Below are 21,767 nucleotides of genomic sequence, written 5' to 3'. Positions count from 1 at the left end.
CAGCGGATTTTCGGATCGAGAACAGCGCCTTGGCATACAGGCGCGGAAAACAGGAGAGGGAAATGAAAACCAACGTTCTGAAAGGCTTGCTGCTTGCATCCAGCCTGCTGACTTCAGTCGGCTTTGCGCACGCAGCTGATGTAACGCTGACCGTCGAGAGCTGGCGTAACGATGACCTGCAGATCTGGCAGGACAAGATCATCCCGGCTTTCGAAGCCAAGAACCCGGGCATCAAGATCGTTTTCTCGCCGACGGCTCCGACCGAATATAACGCATCGCTGAATGCCAAGCTCGATGCCGGTTCCGCAGGCGACATCATCACTTGCCGCCCGTTCGACGCCTCGCTCGACCTCTTCAACAAGAAGCATCTTGCCGACCTCACCAGCCTGCCGGGCATCGAGAATTTCTCGGCAGTCGCCAAGGCTGCATGGTCCACCGACGACGGCAAGTCCACCTTCTGCGTGCCGATGGCTTCGGTCATCCACGGCTTCATCTACAACAAGGATGCCTTTGACAAGCTTGGCCTGAAGGTCCCCGCGACGCGCGATGACTTCTTTGCCGTTCTTGACAAGATCAAGGCTGATGGAACCTACATTCCGATGGCCATGGGCACCAAGGATCTGTGGGAAGCCGCAACCATGGGCTATCAGAACATCGGCCCGAACTACTGGAAGGGTGAGGAAGGCCGCGAGGCTCTTATTTCCGGCAAGGAAAAGCTGACGGACGCTGCCTGGGTCGATCCTTACAAGGAGCTCGCCAAGTGGAAGCCTTATCTCGGCGATGGTTTCGAAGCGCAGGGTTATGCTGACAGCCAGAACCTCTTCACGCTCGGCAAGGCCGCCATCTACCCGGCCGGTTCCTGGGAAATCGCTCTGTTCAACACCCAGGCGCAGTTCAAGATGGGTGCCTTCCCGCCGCCGGTCGCAAAGGCTGGCGACACCGGCTACATTTCGGATCATCCGGATATCGGCGTCGGCCTGAATGCGAAGAGCGCACATCAGGAAGAAGCCAAGAAGTTCCTGAGCTGGGTCGCTTCCGACGAATTCGCCACCATCTATGCCAATTCGCTGCCGGGCTTCTTCAGCCTGAATTCGCATCCGGTGAAGATGAGCGATGCGCTCGCACAGGAGTTCGTGTCCTGGCGTGGCGATCACAAGTCGACCGTTCGCTCCACGTATCAGATCCTGTCGCGCGGCACGCCGAACCTGGAAAACGAAACCTGGACCGAATCCGCCAACGTGATCAACGGCACGGATACGCCGGAGCAGGCTGGCGCAAAGCTGCAGAAGGGTCTCGACAGCTGGTACAAGCCGGCCAAGTGATCATTGTGTCATGCGGGCGAGGGGCCATCGGGCTCCTCGCCCTTTTTTCTTGTGATGGATAATCGGATTGGCGATCATATCGCCATTGCATTGCGACACACCCGACGTCGTTTCGATCCGGCCCCAGACCGGGGCAACGGGTGGATTTGAACCTTAGAGCTGCCGTCTCGTCATGCAGCCAACAAGAACAGGCAGAAAGCCATGAGCGACGCTGACACGTCCTATATTGCCGAGGTCAAGCCGATCAGGCGTTCCACGCGCTGGCATATCCTCGTTTTCCTTTTCCCGGCTGTCGTCGTCTATACGGCGGTCATGATCCTGCCTCTGATCGAGACGCTGCGGCTGTCGCTCTACAACGTCGTCGACAATCAACCCGCCTTCGTCGGCCTGAACAACTTCAGGGTATTGTTCGGCGACGAACGCTGGTCGCATGATTTCTGGAATGCGCTGCGCAACAACCTGATCTTCTTCGCCATCCATATGTGCGTGCAGAATCCGATCGGTGTCGCGCTGGCTGCGCTGCTGTCTCTGCCAAGGTTGCGGTTTGTCGCCTTCTACCGCACCGCCATTTTCCTGCCGACGCTGCTTTCCTTTGTCGTCGTCGGCTTCATCTGGAAGCTGATCCTGTCTCCGCTGTGGGGCGTTGCACCCGAGCTGCTAAGCATGATCGGCCTGAAGTCGTTCTTTGCGCCTTGGCTCGGCCGGCCAAGTACGGCGCTGATTACCGTCGCGCTGATCTCGGTCTGGCAATATGTCGGCATCCCGATGATGCTGATCTACGCTGCCCTGCTCAATATTCCAGAAGAGGTCATCGAAGCTGCCGAATGCGACGGCATTACCGGCTGGAGCCAGTTCTGGAAGATCAAGCTGCCGCTGGTGCTGCCGGCGATCGGTATCATTTCGATCCTGACTTTCGTCGGCAATTTCAACGCATTCGATCTGGTCTATACCGTGCAGGGGGCGTTGGCGGGGCCTGATGGCTCCACCGATATTCTCGGCACGCTTCTCTATCGCGTCTTCTTCGGCTTCCAGCTGCAGCTCGGGGATCGCTCGATGGGTGCGACCATCGCGACGGTGATGTTCCTGATCATCCTGGCCGGCGTTTCGTTCTATCTTTTCATCGTCCAGCGGCGCATCCGTCGCTACCAGTTCTGAGGAGAGGCGACCATGTCCAAGGCACGCACTTCCCTTGTCCGTACCGGCTTCGTGCATCTGGCGTTGATCGCCTACACGCTTGTTGCGCTCTTTCCGGTGTTCCTGACAGTCATCAACTCCTTCAAGGATCGCGCATCGATCTTCCGTGCGCCCTTGAGCCTGCCGACGCCATCCTCATTCAGCATGATCGGCTATGACACGGTTCTGAAGCAGGGGGACTTCCTGACCTATTTCCAGAACAGCTTCGTGGTGACGATCGTCTCGATCATCCTCACCCTGCTGTTCGGCGCGATGGCAGCCTTTGCGCTGTCGGAGTATCGCTTCCGGGGCAATACGATGATGGGTCTTTATCTGGCGATCGGCATCATGATCCCGATCCGCCTTGGTACCGTTGCCATCCTGCAGGGAATGGTTGCCGCCGGCCTCGTCAATACGCTGACGGCGCTGATCCTCGTCTACACGGCACAGGGCCTGCCCCTGGCGATCTTCATCCTCTCGGAATTCATGCGAACCGTTTCCGACGACTTGAAGAATGCCGGTCGTATCGACGGTCTTAGCGAATATTCCATCTTCTTCCGTCTGGTCCTGCCACTGGTTCGCCCGGCAATGGCGACGGTCGCGGTCTTCACCATGATCCCGATCTGGAATGACCTCTGGTTCCCGCTGATCCTGGCACCGAGCGAAGCGACAAAGACCGTGACGCTTGGATCGCAGATCTTCATCGGACAGTTCGTCACGAACTGGAACGCCGTGCTGGCGGCTCTGACGCTCGCTATCCTGCCGATCCTCGTCCTCTACGTTATATTTTCGCGCCAACTTATTCGTGGCATTACGTCTGGAGCAGTCAAGTGAGCGTATCCGAAAAGCCGATCCGCGTTCTCGTCGCCGGCCTTGGCAATATGGGCCGCAGCCATGCGCTCGCCTATCACCACAATCCCGGCTTCGAGATTGTCGGTCTCGTCAACCGCTCCAGGCGGGAGCTGCCTGAGGAATTGCAGGGATATACGATCCATACGGATTTCGAGACGGCGTTGAAGGAGCTGAAGCCGGACCTCTGCTCCATCAACACCTATTCCGACAGCCATGCCGATTTCGCCGTCATGGCCTTCGAAGCCGGCTGCCACGTCTTTGTCGAGAAGCCGTTGGCCACGACGGTCGAAGATGCCGAACGGGTCGTCGCGGCTGCCAAGAAGGCCGGCAAGAAGCTGACGATCGGCTATATCCTGCGCCACCACCCATCATGGATGCGGCTGATTGCCGAGGCCCGTAACCTTGGTGGCCCCTTTGTCTTCCGCATGAACCTCAATCAGCAATCGAGCGGCCCGACCTGGGAGACGCACAAGGCGTTGATGCAAAACACGTCGCCGATCGTCGATTGCGGCGTGCATTATGTCGACGTCATGTGCCAGATCACCGACGCCAAGCCTGTCGAGGTGCGTGGCATGGGCCTGCGGCTGTCGCAGGAGATCAAGCCGGACATGTATAATTACGGCCATCTACAGGTGATTTTCGAGGACGGCTCCGTCGGTTGGTACGAGGCTGCTTGGGGACCGATGATTTCGGAGACGGCCTTCTTCGTGAAGGACGTGATGTCGCCGAACGGCTCGGTCTCGATCGTCATGGATCAGAACGCCAAGTCCGATGATATCGACATGCACACGAAGACATCCGTCATTCGGCTGCACAATGCCGAGACCGGACCAGGCGGTCAATTCATCCGGCCGGATCGCGATCTGCATATGGATGGTGAACCTGGCCACCAGGAGCTCTGCGATTTCGAGCAGGCCTTCATGCTGAAGGCCATCCGCGAGGATATCGACCTCAATCGCCATATGGCCGATGCCGTCCAATCGCTACGTATCTGCCTTGCGGCAGACGAGAGCGTGCGCACCGGCAAGCCTGTTTATTTGTAAGGATAAGAGACTGTGGGATCGCTTCAACTGAAATCTATCCGCAAGGCCTATGGCAAGCATGATGTGCTGAAGGGTATCGACCTCGAAGTGCAGGATGGCGAGTTCGTCATCTTCGTCGGCCCTTCGGGTTGCGGCAAGTCGACCCTCTTGCGCAGCATTGCCGGTCTTGAAGACGTGACGTCGGGGACTGTGCTGATCAACGGCGAGGACGTGACCGTAACCCCGCCGGCAAAGCGTGGTATCTCCATGGTCTTTCAGTCCTACGCGCTCTATCCGCACCTGACCGTGAAGGACAATATGGGCCTCGGCCTGAAGCAGGCCGGTACTGCGAAAGACGAGATCGAAAGCCGCGTCGGCAAAGCGTCCGGCATGCTGTCGCTCGAGCCTTATCTGGCGCGTCGCCCGGCCGAGCTTTCCGGCGGCCAGCGCCAGCGCGTCGCCATCGGCCGCGCCATCGTGCGCGAACCGGAGCTCTTTCTCTTTGACGAACCGCTGTCGAACCTCGATGCGGCCTTGCGCGTGCAGACGCGTCTGGAAATCGCGCGGCTGCACCGTAGCCTCAAGGCGACGATGATCTATGTCACCCATGATCAGGTCGAGGCGATGACGCTTGCCGACAAGATCGTCGTGCTCAATGCCGGCGCGATCGAGCAGATCGGCTCGCCGATGGAGCTTTACAACCGTCCAGCCAATGTCTTCGTTGCCGGTTTCATCGGTTCGCCACAGATGAATTTCGTTGCGGCGGAGAAGCTCGGGGATAGCGGAGCCAAGACCGTTGGTATCCGTCCCGAACATATTACATTGTCGCGCGAGCAGGGTACCTGGTCGGCCAAGGTCATTCACGTCGAACACCTCGGCGCCGACACGATCATCTATCTCGAATCCGATGTCACCGGGCTTTTGACCGTACGCCTCTTCGGCGAGCATCAGTACGAGCCGGACGAAATGGTTTATGCGACGCCGGACACCAGCCACATGCATCGCTTCGATGCGGACGACAAGGCGATCCGGGCATAAACTGGTCCCGTTGAGACGAAGCCATGGGCTTCGTCTCAACCGCCCGCGGTCGTGTGAACTATATCGTTATTCTCCATGTGAGCGTGAGGGATTGCCTGCCGCCAAAGCGGCTCGCTCGATGACCTCGGCAATGTGGACCGAAAGGACCGGGTCGGAGACGGCGCGAGCAAGCGTCAGGCCACCGCTCAGCGTTGCCAGGAGAACGATGGCGCGATCCTCGGCCGCTATTTCGGTTGAACTCCTGCTTTCCGGCAGACCGGCGGCGACGTCTGCAATGAGTTTTCTGAGCTCCACTGTATAGACGCGGCGCGTTTCCTCGTCGGCGCGCATCACATCGGGTGAAAGGCTGGGCAGCGTGCAGCTGTCACCGAGATCGCAGGTCCGCTTGTAGCCGAGATAGAAGCTGGCGAGCGCCTTTAGCCAGTCTTTCGGCTGGTTTTGCCTGAGTGCCAAGATTGCTTGGCGCAGCTCTTCCAATCCCTCCACGACGGCGGTGCGAAACGCTTCGCTCTTGGACTTGAAGTGTCCATAGAAGGCGCCATTGGTAACGCCGGCAGCTTTTGTCAGCGCATCGATACCCGCGCCGCCATAGCCTTCCTTTCGAAATACCTGCCCTGCGGCCGCGACGACCCGCGTCCGGGTTTCTTCCTTATGTTCGGCGCTATAGCGCATTGCTGTCTCCATTGAGAGTGATTACTCTTTATAGCTTGCATAGAGAGTGATCGGTGTGTATCGTTAAAGAGTGATCGGTATATATCAAATGCCATCACAGGTCCAACAAGGAGATATTCCATGCCCATTACCCTTACCGTACCCGAAGGCCTGCTTTCGTCCGAAGCACAGGCGCGAGCTTTTGCCGGATTGACAGATGCGGTCCTCGATGTCGCCGGCTTGACCGGCAATGCCTTCATGACGGCCAATGTCATCGGCACGATCAATGTGCTTCCAGCCGAGCATGTTCTGGCCGCGGGGAGGCCGGTTGCGGCGGCCTTCATCGAACTCAAGCTGCCCGAGATCGCGTTGGCAACGGCCGAGGCCAAACGCGCCTTTATCGAGAAGGCAACCGAAGTCGTCGAGCGAGTTGCCGAAGGACGGATCAAGCGCGAGCACATCTGGTCCAACATAGTCTATGCGCCGGAGGGGGCTTGGGGCATTGCAGGGCATAGCTACAGCAATGCCGATCTGGTTGGCGCCATTCAAGATGCTGCCGCTGCCTAGGCAACATTGGGTGATTACTGCCTGAATGGCAGAGTTTTCTAAAGTGTCGGGCCGACGCGTGCGAACTCGCTGCGGTCCGACTGCAAGAGGGAAGCAAGACATGCAACTCGCCAATTATTTGTTCTTCACCACGCATTGTGAGGAGGCGCTTGCCTTTTATACCTCCTGTGGCCTTGGCCGGATCACGCTCCTGATCCGACACGGTGCCGATGGGATGCCGCTCGCTGACGATTCGATGCGAGGCATGGTGATGCATGCGCGCTTCGAAGGGCCTGGCGTGTTGTTTTTCGCGTCCGACAATCACGATGCCGAACCGATGCGCGGGTCCGCCCATATGCTTGTCATGGATACGCGTGAGAGCACCGACAGGATTTTTGCCGGATTGGCCGAGGGCGGTCGAGTAACGACGCCGCTCGCTGTCCAGCCGTGGGGCAGCTATTACGGCAAGCTGACAGATCGCTTCGGCGTCCAATGGATGGTGGATTGCGCCCAATGACCGGCTGGTCGATGTGGGAGGGCAATAAATAGTCCGGTCGTCCGGACGAATTCATATGATTGTCATGAGACCGCGCTATCACGAGGTCAGTTCACTCCAACGGCGAGCAGATCATGGCAAACGCAGCATCCATCTATGCAACTTGGCATACAGAGCCGCAGGGCGATATCTCGATGGCGGAATCGCATAGTCCTTACTGGCGGCATTTCATCGAGACGGTGCCGGAGCGGGATTTCTCGTCGAAATCCGTCCTCGATTTCGGCTGCAATCGTGGCGGCTTTTTAAGATTGCTGCACGCCATGCGACCGTTCCGCCGTGGTGTCGGCATTGATATTGCCTCGGAATCTGTCGCAGCCGCCGTCGCTGCCGTCGGCAATATGCCGCTGCAGTTTCATGTCACGACCGACCTTTCGCCCTTTATCGACAGCTTCGATGTCGCCTTCAGCTATGAGGTCGTCTATCTGCTGCCGGAGCTTCGGCAGCATGCCGAGCAGATGTTTCAGGTGATGCGCAACGGCGGCGTCTATTATGCGGTCACGGGATGCCACAACGAAATGCCGCTCTGGCTGAAATGGCGCGAGCTGATCGGTGGCAACAGCAATGCGCCGGTACAGGATCGCTCGCCACAAGATTACATTGAGGCTTTCGCGGCGGCCGGCTTCGATGTTTCCGTGAGGCGTTTCGGCTATGATGGCTTCGTGCGCGCGACGAAAGACCGGAAATACTATCCGAGCATTCTCGATGCGCTGAGCTATCCCGCCGAATACAAGCTGCTGTTTCGCCTCGAAAAGCGTGTCTGAGATGGAAACGATTGACCGAAAGGGCGGCAGCGCCCTCTGGCATCAGATCGGCGAAATCCTGGCGGCTGATATTGCCGCCGGGACTCTGGCTCCGGGAGCGAGATTGCCGACCGAACCCGAGCTGATGGAGCGCTTCGGCGTCAGCCGTTTCACCGTCCGCCAGGCCCTTGGGCATCTGGAGCAGCGTGGGTTGGTTCGCGCCGAGCAGGGGCGGGGAACCTTCGTTCATAAGGGCGTGCTCGATTATACGCTCTCGAAGCGCACCCGTTTCCATAAGAACCTCATCGAGCAAGGCTTCGAGCCTGGTGGCGAGTTACTGGCCCATGAAATCCTGCCAGCGACAGAACGTGTTGCGCCATACCTGAAGCTGGTGGTCGGTGCGCTCGTCATCCATCGGCGCGGCGTCATGACGGCGGATGGTATTCCCGTGGAACTCGGTGACACCTATTATCCCGCGGAGCGTTTTCCGGATTTCGACAAAGCGCGATTGCAGCATTCGACGATCACGGCGGCGCTCGCGAGCTATGGTATTACCGATTATGAGCGATTGTCGACCGAGATCGAGGCGCGCATGCCGACGGCCGAGGAAGCGCGGCTGCTGAGGCAACCGAAATCGGTGCCGTTGCTCATCACCCGCAAGGTGGATGTTGATATGGATGGTGTCCCCATCGCGTTTTCGGAGTCGATGTGGTCTGCAGATCGCGTGATATTCAATGCCGAGCTGCGATAACCTGCCTAGCGATGTGAGAGGATGTTGACGATCTTGCCGAACGGGTCGCGGACATAGAAGCGTCGAACGCCCCACGGCTCGTCCGTAAGGTCATAGAGGATGCCGAAGCCCATCGTCGTGGCACGCTGGTAAAGCGCGTCGACATCGTCAACCTCGATCGAGAGATCGGGGACGATCGTGCCCGAACCGCCTTCGCTCGCAACGCTGATCTGCGGAACCGTTGCCGATTCGGACGCAAAGGTCACGATCCAGCCGTGATCCATGACGATGTCGAGGCCAAGTAGCTCATTGTAGAAGAGGCGAGCGCTGGCAGGATCGGCGGCGGGCAGGTTGGGGATGATGCGCAGAACGGTCACTGAATTTGTCCCTTGAGAAATGGAGGCGGGCTCATGCCGCGCCTCCACTATGCTAGCTCAGACCGTGACCGATGGCAGCAGCTTGGCGCGCTCGTTGAGCAAATGCCGGCAGGCGCTCGCCACTTCGCGGCCCTTGATGATGAAATGCTCCTTGAAGAATTGGATGTGGGCTTCCGATTCCTGGAAGTGATGTGGCGTCAGAACGGCCGAGAGGACCGGCACGCCGGTGTCGAGCTGTACGCGCATCATGGCATCGAGAACGGTATTGGCAACGAATTCGTGGCGATAGATGCCGCCGTCGACCACGAAAGCGGTGGCGATGATCGCGGAATAACGGCCGTTGCGGGCGAGCGTCTGTGCATGCAGCGGAATTTCCAGTGCGCCCGGTACATCGAAGATGTCGAGGGGCGAGGCTCCTTCCGTCGTCTGCCATTCGGCAACGAAGGAATCCACGGAGCGATCGACGATATCGGCGTGCCAGCGAGCCCGAATAATCGCAATGCGGCTCGGCTGGGTGGAGATAGAAATGGTCATGAATTGTGCCTTTCAAGGGTTGGTATCAAATATCCCTTGGGCGAACACGCATGCACGCAACACTCCTCTCGTCGAGAAGGATGCGACCTGCTTGCCCTCTTCCATCCGGACTATACCGTCGGCTCCGGCCTCTCACCGGATCTGCTGACCCTCCCGCAACCGGAAAGCGCTCGCGGGCTCGGGGAAGACCCCCATACCGCCGGTGGGGAATTGCACCCCGCCCTGAGAACGTGTGGACTATAAATCCATTTCAGCAGGGAAATCAAAGAAAAACGCCGGGCTTTTGACCCGGCGTTGGCGAATAGTTTTCCAAAATTGCCCTGCCGTACAGGGCATATTCTCAGTCCTGAATGACCAGCAGATCGGATGAGGCGAAGCGCAGCGTGACCTTTTCTCCGACGCTTGGGGGCAGCATGCCGGGGCTGTTGAACATATCGAAGGAAATCGTATTTCCTGCGACGTTCATGCGCGTACGGATGACCGAACCCAGGAAGTGAGCCGAGGAAACTTCACCCGTCAGCGCGGTATCGCCCTTGGCAGATTCCGCCAGCGAGCCTGCTTCCGGGCGCAAGGCGAGGGATACGGTGTCGCCCGGCTTGTAGGCCGTGACCGACTGCTTCAGCGTCACGCCTTGGTCGCCAATGAGGATGCGATTGCTATCGGGATCGACGACCTTGCCTTCGATCAGGTTCAGCGTGCCGACGAACGACGCCACGAAGCGGGTGGCCGGGGTATTGTAGATTTCGAAGGGCGTGCCGATCTGGTCGGCGCGGCCGGCATTCATGACGACGATACGGTCGGAGATCGATAGCGCTTCTTCCTGGTCGTGCGTCACGAAGACGGTGGTGATGCCGAGCTGCTGTTGAATGGCGCGGATTTCTTCGCGCAGCGATACGCGGATCTTCGCATCCAGTGCCGAGAGCGGCTCGTCGAGCAGGAGAACCTGCGGCTTGACGGCGATGGCGCGGGCAAGTGCCACGCGCTGCTGTTGGCCGCCGGACATCTGATACGGAAAGCGACCGGCCAGATGATCGAGCTTGATGAGAGCAAGCATTTCCTTGACGCGCTTGTCGATCTCGGGCTTGGCCATGCCGGCGACCTTGAGACCGAAGGCGACGTTGTCATGCACCGTCATGTTCGGAAACAGCGCATAGGCCTGGAACACCATGCCGATATTGCGCTGGTTGGGCTTCAGCGCCCGCTGATCCTTGCCATTGATCGTGAGCGAGCCAGCCGTCGGCGTTTCGAAGCCGGCTATCATGCGCAGCACGGTCGTCTTGCCGCAGCCCGAAGGCCCGAGGAAGGAGATGAATTCCCCCTTCTCGATTTGCATATTGAAATCATGGACGACGTGAATGTCGCCGAAGGACTTCTTGATGTGGGTCAGTTCGAGAAAAGCCATAGTGGGGAACCTTACGCCTTAATCGGAGCGGATTTTGAGAAACGGGAGACCAGCTGGAGGAGGGCCATGCTAAGCCAGGTCACAGCAAGCGCGATGATCGCCAAGGCCGACGGCTCATAGGCCTTGTTCGCGCCGACGAGCTGCATGTAGGGCCCAAACGCTGGACGATTGAGCAGTGATGCCATGGTGAATTCACCCATGACGATCGCGAGGGTGATGAAAGCCCCGGAAAGCACACCGCTCATGACATTTGGAAAGATGCATTTGAACATGATCGTTGTCCATTTTGCACCAAGGCTTTCGGCTGCCTCTGTCAGCGTGCCGATATCGATGGTGCGCATCGCCGTATCTACTGAACGATACATATAGGGCAGGGATAATACAATGTAGGAACAGACAAGCAGAATGTTCGTCGTGGCGTTATAGCCGGTCAGCGGCAGGATCGACGACGAATTGTAGAGGCGGAGATAGCCGAAGACGATGACGATGGCCGGAATGACCAGCGGCATCAGCGTAATGAATTCGACGATTGGACGAAGCTGAGGCAGTCGCAGCCGCACCCAATAGGCCGTCGGCACGACAAGAAGCATGCCGAAGATGATGGTCAGAAGCGCCATCAGCATGGAGAAACCGAAGGCGACCAAAAAGCCGAAGTCCGAAAAGACCGAGGCATAGGCGTCGAAGCTGTAGGCGTTGCGCCGCATGCGCAGCGAAAATTCCAGGGTACCGATGAGCGGTACGATGAAGTAGATGAGCCCGATGGCGACCGCGATCCAGGCAAAGAATTTTTGCAGCTTCATTTTTGCCACCGTTCAGCGCGCATGCGCATCAAGATATAGATGACGTTCGAAATACCGGTGATGACGATCATGCCCAGTGCCAGCGCATAGCCGAGATTGGCGTTGTGCAGCACGTCGCCGCGGATTTGCGCGTAGAGCACGATCGGAACGATATTCAATGAGCTGCCGGTGAGCGCGATTGCCGTCGCGATGGCGCCAAAGGAATTGGCGAATAGCAGCAGCGTTGTGCCAAGCAGGCTGGGCCACAGGATCGGCAATGCGACCATGAACCAATATTGCTTGTTGGTCGCCCCGAGAATGGAGGCAGCTTCGCGCCATTCCTTCTTCATGCCATCGAGTGCCGGCGTGATGATCAGCACCATCAGCGGGATCTGGAAGTACATGTAGGTGATGGTAAGGCCGATGAAGCTCAGAAGATTGAAGCCGCTCGAATAAAGATTGAAACCGAAATGAGCGAGCAATACGGTAACAAGACCCTGACGGCCTAACGTTGCGATGAACGAGAAGGCCAGCGGCACGCCGGCGAAATTAGACGCGACGCCCGAGAAGGTCAGGAAAGCATGGCGGAGCCATGTGGGGAGGCCGCCAAGCACGAGCGCCCAGGCGAGATAGAAGCCTATGATCGCACCGCCGAGGGCTGACACGACCGAAATCTTGATACTGATCCAGTAGGCGCTCATGATCGTCGGCGTGAACAGATCGCCGATATTCTTGAACGTAAAGCTTCCGTCGGGCGTCAGAAAAGCGCCGGCGACGAGGTAGACTGTCGGGAAAATCAGAAACAGCAGCGCGAAGATCAGGAAGGGCGCAATGCCCAGCCAGTCAACAACCACGCGCTTGCTGATCAGGGGAGGAGAACTGATCGTTGATGTCGTGACGATGCTCATGATTGGCCCAATCCGCGGCGTCAAAAAAACGGAAAACCTCCCCGCCTAAGCGGGGAGGTCGTGTCAGGTTTGATTACTGTACGTTCGAACCGACGACAGAATCCCACTTGGTGGTGATGGCGGCCTTGCCGGCATCCTGCTCATCGAGCGTCGGGAAGACAGCCTTTTCGTAGGCAGCAGCCGGCGGCAGCTTGTCGAGAAGTTCCTGCGGAACCTTCTTGTTCTTCGCCAGGTCGTTGAAGCGGATCGGGTGGCAATAGCCCTTCAGCCAGCCAATCTGACCTTCGTCGGAGTACAGGAATTCCATCCAGAGCTTGGCAGCATTCGGATGCGGAGCGTAGGCCGAGATCGCCTGGACGTAGACGCCTGCGATAACGCCCGAAGCCGGAACAGTGACGTCTACCGGCGGGTTGCCGTTCAGGCTGTCACGCCAGGAAAGGCCGTTGTAGTCCCAGGCGACGACGATCGGCGTTGCGCCCTGAGCGAGCGATGCAGACTTGCCGATAACCGGAACGAAATTGCCAGCCTTGTTGAGCTTGGCGAAGTAGTCGAGACCAGCAGCGCCGACCTTGGTGGCATCCTTCTCGCCAGCAGCGAGACCAGCGGCGTAAACAGCCTGGACAGCCTGGTTCGAGGTGCGCGGATCGCCAGCGAGCGAAACGGTGTTGGCGTATTCCGGCTTCTGCAGGTCAGCCCAATCCTTCGGCGGGTTCTTTACGACGTCCTTGTTGGAGACGAAGGAGAGAACGCCGTAATAATCGCCATACCAGTAGCCTTCGGCATCCTTGGCGCTGTCCGGAATGGAGTCCCAGGTCGAAACCTTATACGGCTGCAGCAGGCCTTCCTTCTTGGCGGTCGGGCCGAAGGAGAGACCGACGTCGATGACGTCAGGAGCCTGCGGGCCGGTGTTGCCCTTGTTGGCGCGGATGGCTTCAACTTCATCGCCCGAACCGGCGTCTGGGTTCAGTTCGTTGACTTCGATGCCGTACTTCGCCTTGAACGCAGCGATGAGGTCGCCATAACCGCACCAGTTGTGGGGCAGGGCGATCGTGGTCAGCGTGCCTTCCTTCTTGGCGGCAGCGATAAGATCGGCGCTCGGTTCTGCGGCCGCAATAGCCGTCGAAGCGACGAGCATCGCAGTGGAGACTGCCAGAAGACGATGAATTTTAGAGATCACTGCATTTCCTCCTTTAGGGTTTTCAGTGCTGGCGTTGCTGTTAATGACGTTGCATGAAGGTTGTGTGACGGCTTCAAAGCATTGCGTTTACAGTAAACACGCATGATTTTGCTTCTAATCGCCAAGTGTGACAGCTGCTGCATTTCTCACCGCGTCACCCCCATGTATTTTCGTGGCTTCGTTCCCTCTAGTTCAGCTTGCGGAACAGCTGCGTTTGCTCGAAAAGACCTTCGAGCGTTTTCATGCGCTCGCTCGTCTCGTCCCAGGTGAGACTTTGCACGGCTTCGATCAGGGCTTCGACGATGAAGAGCGTGACGACCGATGAATCCCAGGCCGACGGCGCCTCGATTTGCACGCGGAAAGTGTGCTTGGCGTGCTTGGCGGCCGGCGTTGCCCATTGATCGGTGAAGACGATGATCTCCGCGCCGCGACGGCGGGCAGCGGCGGCCAGATTGACCATTTCCTGCTCGTAGCGCCTGATATCGAAGATGATGAGCAGATCGCCCGGATTCATATTCAACACATATTGCGGCCAGGTGCTGGAATTGGAGGAGAGCAGCGTCGTATTGGGGCGGATGACCTGCATGTGGGTGAAGAAATACTCGGCAAGCGCGCCGGTGATGCGGCCGCCGACGAAATAGAGCCCGCGTTTGCGTTCGGACAGCAGGGCTGCAACGCCGTCGAACGTCGCGGCGTCGATATCGGAAAGCGTCTGGCGGAGATTATTGGTAATGGCATCGGCGAAGCGATTGAGAATATGGGTGCCTGGCGCATTCGATGCCCAGCGATCATGCTTTGTCAGTGGGTTGGAGATCGTCGCCTCGACCTCCTGATGAAGATGGGATTGGAAGTCCGGGTAGCCCTTGTATCCGAGTTTCTGAACCATGCGCGCCACGGTCGGCGTGGATACGCGGGCATTCTCCGCGACTGTCGTGATGCTGCCCAAACCCGAAACGGGATAGTTGTCGAGCAGGCTCTTAGCCAGCTGCTTTTCGGCACGCGTCAGCGTGTCAAAGCGCGCGTTGATCACGTCAGAAACTGTCTTCGACGCATTGTTCACTCGATTTTTGCTCCCCGGGACGGTCTTATGCCAGTCTCCTGCGAGGATATAACAACGCTGTCACATTTCGAGTCAATGTCACAAATGAAGAAATAATTTCAGTTTCGGGTTGACACCGACCAAAACCTGAAGAATTCTTTTCTTATAAACATTTTATTAATCGGCGATGGGGCGTCCCGGATGCTTGCACAGCAAGGCATTTTGACGAAGGCGGACGGTGATTGTGTTGCGGTCGAAAGGCCGCACGGAAGCAGTGCGATTTTTATCATTTGCGAACATGCTTCCCGCGCCTTGCCCGAGCGGTTCGGAGACCTGGGGCTCTCCGCCGAGGCGCTTTCCAGCCACATCGCCTGGGATCCGGGCGCACTCGCGGTTGCAAAGAAGATTTCGTCAGGCCTCGATGCGACCCTGGTCTATCAGCGCTTCTCGCGGCTGATCTATGACTGCAATCGCCCGCCGGAAAGCGCCGGCGCCATGCCGGAGACGAGCGAGATCTATACGATTCCCGGCAATCAAAGCCTGGACGAGGCGGGTCGACAGGCGCGTACGGAGGGCCTTTATATCCCGTTTCATGACCGTATCCGGTCACTGCTGAAAGAAAGGGCGGCGCGCGGACAAAAAACCGTGATCGTGACAATCCACAGCTTCACGCCGATCTATAACGGCAAGCCGCGTGCTGTGGAGCTTGGCATTCTGCATGACGAGGACCATTGGCTGGCCGATCGCATGCTGGACGCAGCGGCTGAAGCGCCGCTTTATCAGACTGAACGTAACCAACCTTACGGGCCTGAAGATGGTGTCACCCATACGCTGAAGCTGCATGGGATCGCCAATGGTTTGCATAACGTAATGATAGAGGTCCGCAACGACCTCATCCAAGACGACGTCGGCCAAGGGGTCGTGGCCGATTATCTGACTGGGCTTCTCCAGAGCAGTCTGGAAGCCTGAGCATAAAAAGAAAAAGACCCCGGGGAGCAGTTCAACTGCGATCAAGGCGGCGTGCCGAAAGGCGGGCCGCTCAGTGCACATGGTTCTCCGCAATCCCGCGGACGACAGGGCTTTAGGGGAGTGACATGCCGGAATATACAGACTTAGACAAGAAGCAGGATGTGCATATCCTGCACTCCATGGGCTACGCCCAGGAGCTGGAACGGCGCATGAGTTCGTTTTCGAATTTCGCCATTTCCTTCTCCATCATCTGCATTCTATCGGGTGGTATCAATTCGCTCGCGCAGGCGACATCGGGCGCCGGCGGTGCCGCTATCGGCATCGGCTGGCCGCTCGGCTGCCTGATTTCCGGCGTTTTCGCTCTCTCCATGGCGCAGATTTCGTCGGCCTATCCGACTGCTGGCGGCCTTTATCACTGGGGTTCGATCCTCGGTAACCGCTTCACCGGCTGGCTGACGGCATGGCTCAATCTGCTCGGCCTGATCACCGTTCTCGGTGCGATCAACGTTGGGACCTGGGGCTTCTTCAGCGGCTCCATCGCCAGCTGGTTCGGCATTGCCGTCGACACGAATACATCGGCGGGTTTTGCCAACCAGATCATCTTCGTTGCCGTCATCACCGGCCTGCAAGCCCTGATCAACCATTTCGGCATCAAGCTGACGGCAAAGCTGACGGATATGTCCGGCTACCTGATCTTCGCTGCCGCGATCGCGTTGACCATCGTTTGCCTCATCGGCGTCAAGAGCTGGGATATCAGCCGCATCTGGACGTTCACCAACTACTCCGGCACGCCGGAAGGTGATTCATCGGTCTGGCCGAAGATGGAGAATATCTGGTACGTCTTCGCCCTTGGCCTGTTGCTGCCGATCTACACGATCACCGGTTACGATGCCTCGGCGCATACCTCCGAAGAAACCGTCAAGGCATCCAGCTCGGTGCCGCGCGGCATGGTTTCCTCGGTCTGGTGGTCCTCTTTCTTCGGCTATATCATGTTGCTCGCCTTCCTGCTGGCGATCCCGGACATGAACGAAGCCTCGAAGCAGGGCTGGAACGTCTTCTTCTGGACGATCAACAGCATCACCAATCCTGTCGTCGCCAATATACTCTACGTGGCGATCTTCATCTCGCAGCTCCTGTGCGGTCTTGCGACCGTGACATCGGCTTCGCGCATGATCTATGCCTTCTCGCGCGATGGCGGCCTGCCGTTTTCGAAGGCGCTTGCCAGCGTCAGCCCGAAGTTTAGGACGCCTTCCGTCGCGATCTGGACGGCTGCGGTTCTTGCCGTGCTGTTCGTCTGGGGTGCGTCGCTCGTCACGATCGCCGGCTCCTCGGCCTATACCATCGTCGTGTCGTGCACGGTCATCTTCCTTTTCCTCTCCTTCACCGTGCCGATCGTACTCGGCATCAAGGCGATCGGAACTGCGAAATGGCCGAAAATGGGGCCATGGAACATGGGTATCGGCCTCTACAAGGTGGTCTCGGTTCTCGTGATCCTTGCCATGGCGATCATCTTCATCATTGGTGTGCAGCCACCGAATGAATGGGCGCTTTACATTACGATTGGCTTCCTGGTGCTGACCGCGATCGTTTGGTTCGCCTTTGAAAAGCGCCGTTTCCAGGGGCCGCCGATTGGCGACATGATTGCCAAGCGTCAGGCCGATATCGCTGCTGCCGAACGGGCCGTCGGCGAGACGTAATCCTCACATATCATCGATCCGGCGGGGGCCGCTGTTGCGGCCCCATCCAACTTGACGAGCGGCTTGGGGTAATATGTCCAGCAGCGCTCCGGCCGATCACTCTTCTATCTTTCAGGCGGATTAATCATGACCACTAGCTATACGTTCGACGACCTCAAGAAGGATGTGGCCGAAGGGCGCATCGACACGGTTCTGGCATGCCAGGTGGATATGCAGGGCCGCTTGATGGGGAAGCGCTTCCAGGCGGAATTCTTCGTCGAAAGCGCCTGGAAGGAAACGCATAGCTGCAACTATCTGCAGGCGACCGACATCGAGATGGAAACCGTCTCCGGCTACAAGTCGACCAGCTGGGAAAAGGGCTATGGCGACTATACGATGAAGCCCGATCTTGCGACGCTTCGTCGAATTCCATGGTTGGAAGGCACGGCGTTGGTGCTGTGCGACGTGCTTGATCATCACACGCATGAAGAAGTGGCGCATTCGCCGCGCGCGATCCTGAAAAAGCAGATCAAGCGCCTTGAGGCGATGGGCATGAAGGCCTACATGGCCTCGGAGCTTGAATTCTTCCTGTTCGACCAGAGCTATGACAGTGCTCGCGAATCCGGCTACCGCAACCTCAATCTCGTCAGCGGCTACAACGAGGACTATCACATCTTCCAGACCACCAAGGAAGAGGATGTGATGCGGGCGATCCGCAAGGGGCTGCAGGGCGCCGAAATCCCGGTCGAGAACTCCAAGGGCGAGGCCTCGGCCGGCCAGGAGGAAATCAACGTGCGCTATGCCGACGCCCTGACCATGGCCGACCGCCATACGATCATCAAGAATGGCTGCAAGGAAATTGCCTGGTCGAAGGGCAAGGCCATCACCTTCCTGGCAAAGTGGAACTACAGCGCCGCCGGCAGCTCGTCGCATATCCATCAGTCGCTCTGGAGCGCCGATGGCAAGACGCCGCTGTTCTTCGACAAGGAGCAGGAACACGGCATGACGCCGCTGATGAAGCACTATGTCGCCGGTCTTTTGAACCATGCCAGCGAAATCACCTATTTCCTGGCGCCCTACATCAATTCCTACAAGCGCTTCGTTGCCGGCACTTTTGCGCCCACCAAGGCGATCTGGAGCACGGATAATCGCACGGCCGGTTATCGCCTGTGCGGCGCCGAGACCAAGGGCATCCGCATCGAATGCCGCGTCGGCGGCTCCGACCTTAACCCTTATCTGGCGTTCGCCGCTTTGATCGCTGCCGGTCTTGATGGCATCGAAAACAAGCTCGAACTGGAAGCGCCGTTTGTCGGGGATGCCTATGGCGCGCGCGAAGTTCGCGAGATACCGCGCACGCTGCGCGGTGCGACCGAGGCCCTTGCCAATTCGAAGATGCTGCGTGCTGCTTTCGGCGACGATGTCATCGATCACTACACCCGCGCTGCCGAATGGGAGCAGGAAGAGTACGATCGTCGCATCACCGATTGGGAAGTGGCGCGCGGATTCGAAAGGGCGTAAGGCTGCTTGCGATCTGCCTTCTGCCCGATTTTCATTCTATGGTCGGGTAGGGGCATGAGGATGCTCCGCACGTCTGTCTTTTGCCTCTAAGCAATGGTGCAGGCGACGGGCTGTGAAGCATCGGATAATCAAATTGTTGGCGATGAAAACAGGAATTCGATCATGACCATGATCACATGCGTCTCCCCGGTGAACGGAGAGGTTTATGCTGAACGTCCGGCCTTGTCGCTGGATGCGGCCAAAGAAGTGGTGGCCCGCGCCCGCAAGGCGCAAAAGGATTGGGCTCGCCGCCCGCTCGAAGATCGTGTCCAGCTCGTGCTGAAGGGCACCGCCCGTCTCAATGAGATGGCCGATGTCGTCGTGCCGGAGCTTACCTGGCAGATGGGCCGGCCGATCAAGTATGGCGGCGAATATCGCGGCTTCAACGAGCGCTCTAACTATGTTGCCTCTATCGCCGCCGATGCGCTTGCGCCGCTGGTTGTCGAAGACAGCGCGAATTTCGCGCGGCGCATCGAGCGTGAAGCACATGGCGTCGTCTTTGTCATTGCGCCCTGGAACTACCCCTATATGACGGCGATCAACACGATCGCGCCGGCGCTGATGGCCGGTAATACCGTAATCCTCAAGCATGCGAGCCAGACGCTGCTGGTCGGCGAGCGGCTGGTACAAGCGTTCGTCGAGGCAGGCGTTCCCGCCGATGTCTTCCAGAATGTCTTCCTCGATCATGAAACGACTTCGGCGCTGATTGCCGCCGGCAGCTTCAATTTCGTCAATTTCACCGGCTCTGTCGAAGGCGGGCGCTCCATTGAGCGCGCTGCTGCCGGCACCTTCACCAGCCTCGGGCTTGAGCTTGGCGGCAAGGATCCGGGCTATGTCATGGAAGACGCCGATCTCGACGCTGCCGTCGATACGCTGATGGATGGCGCCACCTTCAATTCCGGCCAGTGCTGCTGCGGCATCGAGCGCATCTATGTGCACGAGTCGCTGTACGACAGCTTCGTCGAGAAGTCGGTTGCCTGGGTTTCGAACTACAAGCTTGGCAACCCGCTCGATCCGGAAACGTCGCTCGGGCCGATGGCGCATAAGCGCTTTGCCAAGGTCGTGCGCGAGCAGATCGCCGATGCGGTTGCGAAGGGCGCCAAGGCGCTGGTCGATCCCAAGCTGTTCCCAGCCGATGATGGCGGCGCCTATCTCGCACCGCAGATCCTCGTCAATGTCGATCATTCGATGGCCTTCATGCGCGAGGAGACCTTTGGTCCGGCCGTCGGCATCATGAAGGTGAAGAGCGATGCGGAAGCGTTGGAGCTGATGAATGACAGCCCCTATGGCCTGACGGCCTCGCTCTGGACCAAGGATGTCGAACGCGCCTCGCGCATCGGCCGCGAGATCGAAACCGGCACCGTCTTCATGAACCGTGCCGACTATCTTGATCCGGCGCTTTGCTGGACCGGTGTCAAGGAAACCGGTCGCGGCGGCTCGCTGTCGATCATCGGCTTCCACAATCTGACCCGTCCGAAATCCTATCACCTGAAGAAAGTAACAGCATGAGCAATATCTCAGCCAATTGGAGCTATCCGAACGCCTTCAAGCTCGGCCGCGGCCGGATCAAGGAACTGGCGGACGCCTGCAAGAGCCTGGGCATGAAGAAGCCGCTCCTGGTCACGGACCGGGGGCTTGCCTCGATGGCGATCACCAAGACCGCGCTCGACATTCTGGAAGATGCCGGCCTCGGCCGCGCCATTTTCGCCGACGTCGATCCGAACCCGAATGAGAAAAACCTCGAAGCCGGCGTCAAGGCTTTCAAGGATGGCGGCCATGATGGCGTTGTCGCTTTTGGCGGCGGCTCCGGTCTCGATCTCGGCAAGTGCGTCGCCTTCATGGTCGGCCAGACCCGGCCGGTATGGGATTTCGAAGATATCGGCGACTGGTGGACCCGCGCCAGCGTCGAGGGCATTGCCCCGATCGTTGCCGTGCCGACCACCGCGGGCACCGGCTCTGAAGTCGGTCGCGCCAGCGTCATCACCAATTCCGCCACGCATGTGAAGAAGATTATCTTCCATCCGAAGTTCCTTCCGGGCGTCGTCATCGCCGATCCGGAACTGACCGTGGGCATGCCGAAGGTCATCACGGCCGGTACCGGCATGGATGCGTTTGCCCATTGCCTGGAAGCCTATTCCTCGCCTTTCTATCATCCGATGTCGGCCGGTATCGCGCTGGAAGGCATGCGTTTGGTCAAGGAATTCCTGCCACGCGCCTATCGCGAAGGAACCGATCTTGAAGCCCGCGCCAATATGATGAGCGCTGCCGCCATGGGTGCTGTCGCCTTCCAGAAGGGTCTTGGCGCTATTCACGCACTGTCGCACCCGATCGGCGCTGTCTACAACACCCATCACGGCATGACCAATGCCGTCGTCATGCCGGCCGTCCTGCGCTTCAACCGTAAGGCTATCGAGGACAAGATTGCCCGCGCCGCGGCCTATCTCGGCATTTCGGGCGGTTTCGACGGCTTCTACGATTACGTGTTGCAGTTGCGTGCTGAACTGGGCGTTCCCGAAAGCCTCTCGGACATGGGTATTGCGCCCGACCGGATCGATGAACTCTCGGCCATGGCAATTGAAGATCCAAGCGCCGGCGGCAATCCGGTGCCGTTGACGCTGGAAAACACCAAGGCATTGTTCCGCGATTGCTTCTGAAAAAGCCATTGATGTGCTGCGCTTGAATTGCGGCGCATCAGTTAGCGAAATAAAAAAGCCGCCGG

22 protein-coding genes and 1 riboswitch are annotated in these 21,767 nt (G+C 58.5%); of the genes, 14 read left to right on the top strand and 8 right to left on the bottom strand.

All coding sequences use genetic code 11. From position 1 onward, the window contains the following. The first annotated feature begins 62 nt into the window (after positions 1–62). From ACQZ6F_RS08545 to ACQZ6F_RS08525, 5 genes are all read left to right on the top strand, one after another. The gene (locus ACQZ6F_RS08545) at positions 63–1,322 is read left to right on the top strand and encodes an ABC transporter substrate-binding protein (RefSeq protein WP_449092120.1); all 1,260 of its coding nucleotides are present in this window, start codon (positions 63–65) and stop codon (positions 1,320–1,322) included. A gap of 201 nt (positions 1,323–1,523) precedes the next feature. Then, on the top strand, positions 1,524–2,477 hold the full coding sequence (locus tag ACQZ6F_RS08540) for a carbohydrate ABC transporter permease (protein WP_077469142.1): 954 nt from the start codon (positions 1,524–1,526) through the stop codon (positions 2,475–2,477). Between the two features lie 12 nt (positions 2,478–2,489). Then, positions 2,490–3,329, top strand: a complete 840-nt coding sequence (locus tag ACQZ6F_RS08535) for a carbohydrate ABC transporter permease (protein ID WP_449092121.1) — start codon at positions 2,490–2,492, stop codon at positions 3,327–3,329. Then, the gene (locus ACQZ6F_RS08530; RefSeq protein WP_068398261.1) at positions 3,326–4,390 is read left to right on the top strand and encodes a Gfo/Idh/MocA family protein; all 1,065 of its coding nucleotides are present in this window, start codon (positions 3,326–3,328) and stop codon (positions 4,388–4,390) included. Before ACQZ6F_RS08535 ends, ACQZ6F_RS08530 begins: the two co-directional genes overlap by 4 nt. A gap of 12 nt (positions 4,391–4,402) precedes the next feature. Beyond that, positions 4,403–5,407 (top strand): ABC transporter ATP-binding protein, encoded by a 1,005-nt coding sequence (locus ACQZ6F_RS08525; protein ID WP_068398264.1) that lies wholly within the window; start codon positions 4,403–4,405, stop codon positions 5,405–5,407. A gap of 66 nt (positions 5,408–5,473) precedes the next feature. Here the strand turns inward: ACQZ6F_RS08525 and ACQZ6F_RS08520 are convergent, their stop codons facing one another. Next, positions 5,474–6,079 carry a TetR/AcrR family transcriptional regulator gene (locus tag ACQZ6F_RS08520; protein ID WP_449092122.1) on the bottom strand — a complete coding sequence of 202 codons (606 nt, stop codon included), beginning with the start codon at positions 6,077–6,079 and terminating at the stop codon, positions 5,474–5,476. 120 nt (positions 6,080–6,199) lie between these two features. Between ACQZ6F_RS08520 and ACQZ6F_RS08515 the strand changes: the two genes are divergently transcribed. The 4 genes from ACQZ6F_RS08515 to phnF all read left to right on the top strand — a co-directional run bounded on the left by ACQZ6F_RS08515 (position 6,200) and on the right by phnF (position 8,651). Further along, a complete protein-coding gene (locus ACQZ6F_RS08515) occupies positions 6,200–6,625 on the top strand; it encodes a tautomerase family protein (protein WP_077469135.1) in 426 nt (141 codons plus the stop codon). A gap of 100 nt (positions 6,626–6,725) precedes the next feature. Then, positions 6,726–7,121, top strand: a complete 396-nt coding sequence (locus ACQZ6F_RS08510) for a VOC family protein (protein WP_077469133.1) — start codon at positions 6,726–6,728, stop codon at positions 7,119–7,121. A gap of 113 nt (positions 7,122–7,234) precedes the next feature. Then, positions 7,235–7,921: a class I SAM-dependent methyltransferase gene (locus tag ACQZ6F_RS08505; RefSeq protein WP_449092123.1), complete on the top strand. Its 687-nt coding sequence runs from the start codon at positions 7,235–7,237 to the stop codon at positions 7,919–7,921. Between the two features lies 1 nt (position 7,922). Then, positions 7,923–8,651, top strand: a complete 729-nt coding sequence (gene phnF / locus ACQZ6F_RS08500) for a phosphonate metabolism transcriptional regulator PhnF (RefSeq protein ID WP_449092124.1) — start codon at positions 7,923–7,925, stop codon at positions 8,649–8,651. A 5-nt stretch (positions 8,652–8,656) separates the two neighbouring features. On the opposite strand, the gene ACQZ6F_RS08495 is transcribed toward phnF, so the two are convergent. The 7 genes from ACQZ6F_RS08495 to ACQZ6F_RS08465 form a co-directional block, all read right to left on the bottom strand. After that, entirely contained in the window at positions 8,657–9,007 is a 351-nt protein-coding gene (locus ACQZ6F_RS08495) for a VOC family protein (protein ID WP_449092125.1), read from the bottom strand. 57 nt (positions 9,008–9,064) lie between these two features. Further along, on the bottom strand, positions 9,065–9,541 hold the full coding sequence (locus ACQZ6F_RS08490) for a 6,7-dimethyl-8-ribityllumazine synthase (RefSeq protein ID WP_449092126.1): 477 nt from the start codon (positions 9,539–9,541) through the stop codon (positions 9,065–9,067). 89 nt (positions 9,542–9,630) lie between these two features. After that, positions 9,631–9,775, bottom strand: a riboswitch (FMN riboswitch). A 106-nt stretch (positions 9,776–9,881) separates the two neighbouring features. Further along, the gene (locus ACQZ6F_RS08485; protein WP_077469123.1) at positions 9,882–10,943 is read right to left on the bottom strand and encodes an ABC transporter ATP-binding protein; all 1,062 of its coding nucleotides are present in this window, start codon (positions 10,941–10,943) and stop codon (positions 9,882–9,884) included. A gap of 11 nt (positions 10,944–10,954) precedes the next feature. Beyond that, positions 10,955–11,743, bottom strand: a complete 789-nt coding sequence (locus ACQZ6F_RS08480; RefSeq protein ID WP_068398287.1) for an ABC transporter permease — start codon at positions 11,741–11,743, stop codon at positions 10,955–10,957. Then, positions 11,740–12,630, bottom strand: coding sequence for an ABC transporter permease (locus ACQZ6F_RS08475; protein WP_449092127.1), 891 nt, complete (start codon positions 12,628–12,630; stop codon positions 11,740–11,742). Before ACQZ6F_RS08475 ends, ACQZ6F_RS08480 begins: the two co-directional genes overlap by 4 nt. A gap of 73 nt (positions 12,631–12,703) precedes the next feature. Next, positions 12,704–13,807 (bottom strand): ABC transporter substrate-binding protein, encoded by a 1,104-nt coding sequence (locus tag ACQZ6F_RS08470; protein ID WP_077469119.1) that lies wholly within the window; start codon positions 13,805–13,807, stop codon positions 12,704–12,706. 187 nt (positions 13,808–13,994) lie between these two features. Beyond that, positions 13,995–14,867: a MurR/RpiR family transcriptional regulator gene (locus ACQZ6F_RS08465; RefSeq protein WP_449092128.1), complete on the bottom strand. Its 873-nt coding sequence runs from the start codon at positions 14,865–14,867 to the stop codon at positions 13,995–13,997. A 180-nt stretch (positions 14,868–15,047) separates the two neighbouring features. Here ACQZ6F_RS08465 and ACQZ6F_RS08460 point away from each other — a divergent pair, with 180 nt between their 5' ends. From ACQZ6F_RS08460 to ACQZ6F_RS08440, 5 genes are all read left to right on the top strand, one after another. Beyond that, positions 15,048–15,815, top strand: coding sequence for an N-formylglutamate amidohydrolase (locus tag ACQZ6F_RS08460; protein WP_449092129.1), 768 nt, complete (start codon positions 15,048–15,050; stop codon positions 15,813–15,815). 125 nt (positions 15,816–15,940) lie between these two features. Then, on the top strand, positions 15,941–17,512 hold the full coding sequence (locus ACQZ6F_RS08455) for an amino acid permease (RefSeq protein ID WP_077469113.1): 1,572 nt from the start codon (positions 15,941–15,943) through the stop codon (positions 17,510–17,512). A gap of 126 nt (positions 17,513–17,638) precedes the next feature. Further along, a complete protein-coding gene (locus ACQZ6F_RS08450) occupies positions 17,639–19,009 on the top strand; it encodes a glutamine synthetase family protein (protein ID WP_174071678.1) in 1,371 nt (456 codons plus the stop codon). Between the two features lie 162 nt (positions 19,010–19,171). After that, positions 19,172–20,557, top strand: a complete 1,386-nt coding sequence (locus tag ACQZ6F_RS08445) for an aldehyde dehydrogenase family protein (protein ID WP_136687100.1) — start codon at positions 19,172–19,174, stop codon at positions 20,555–20,557. After that, the gene (locus tag ACQZ6F_RS08440) at positions 20,554–21,702 is read left to right on the top strand and encodes an iron-containing alcohol dehydrogenase (protein WP_449092130.1); all 1,149 of its coding nucleotides are present in this window, start codon (positions 20,554–20,556) and stop codon (positions 21,700–21,702) included. The genes ACQZ6F_RS08445 and ACQZ6F_RS08440 overlap by 4 nt, the downstream gene beginning before the upstream one ends. Positions 21,703–21,767: the final 65 nt, after the last annotated feature.

It is taken from the genome of Rhizobium sp. A22-96, assembly GCF_053521805.1.
This window is presented reverse-complemented; position numbering and strand designations above follow the sequence as displayed.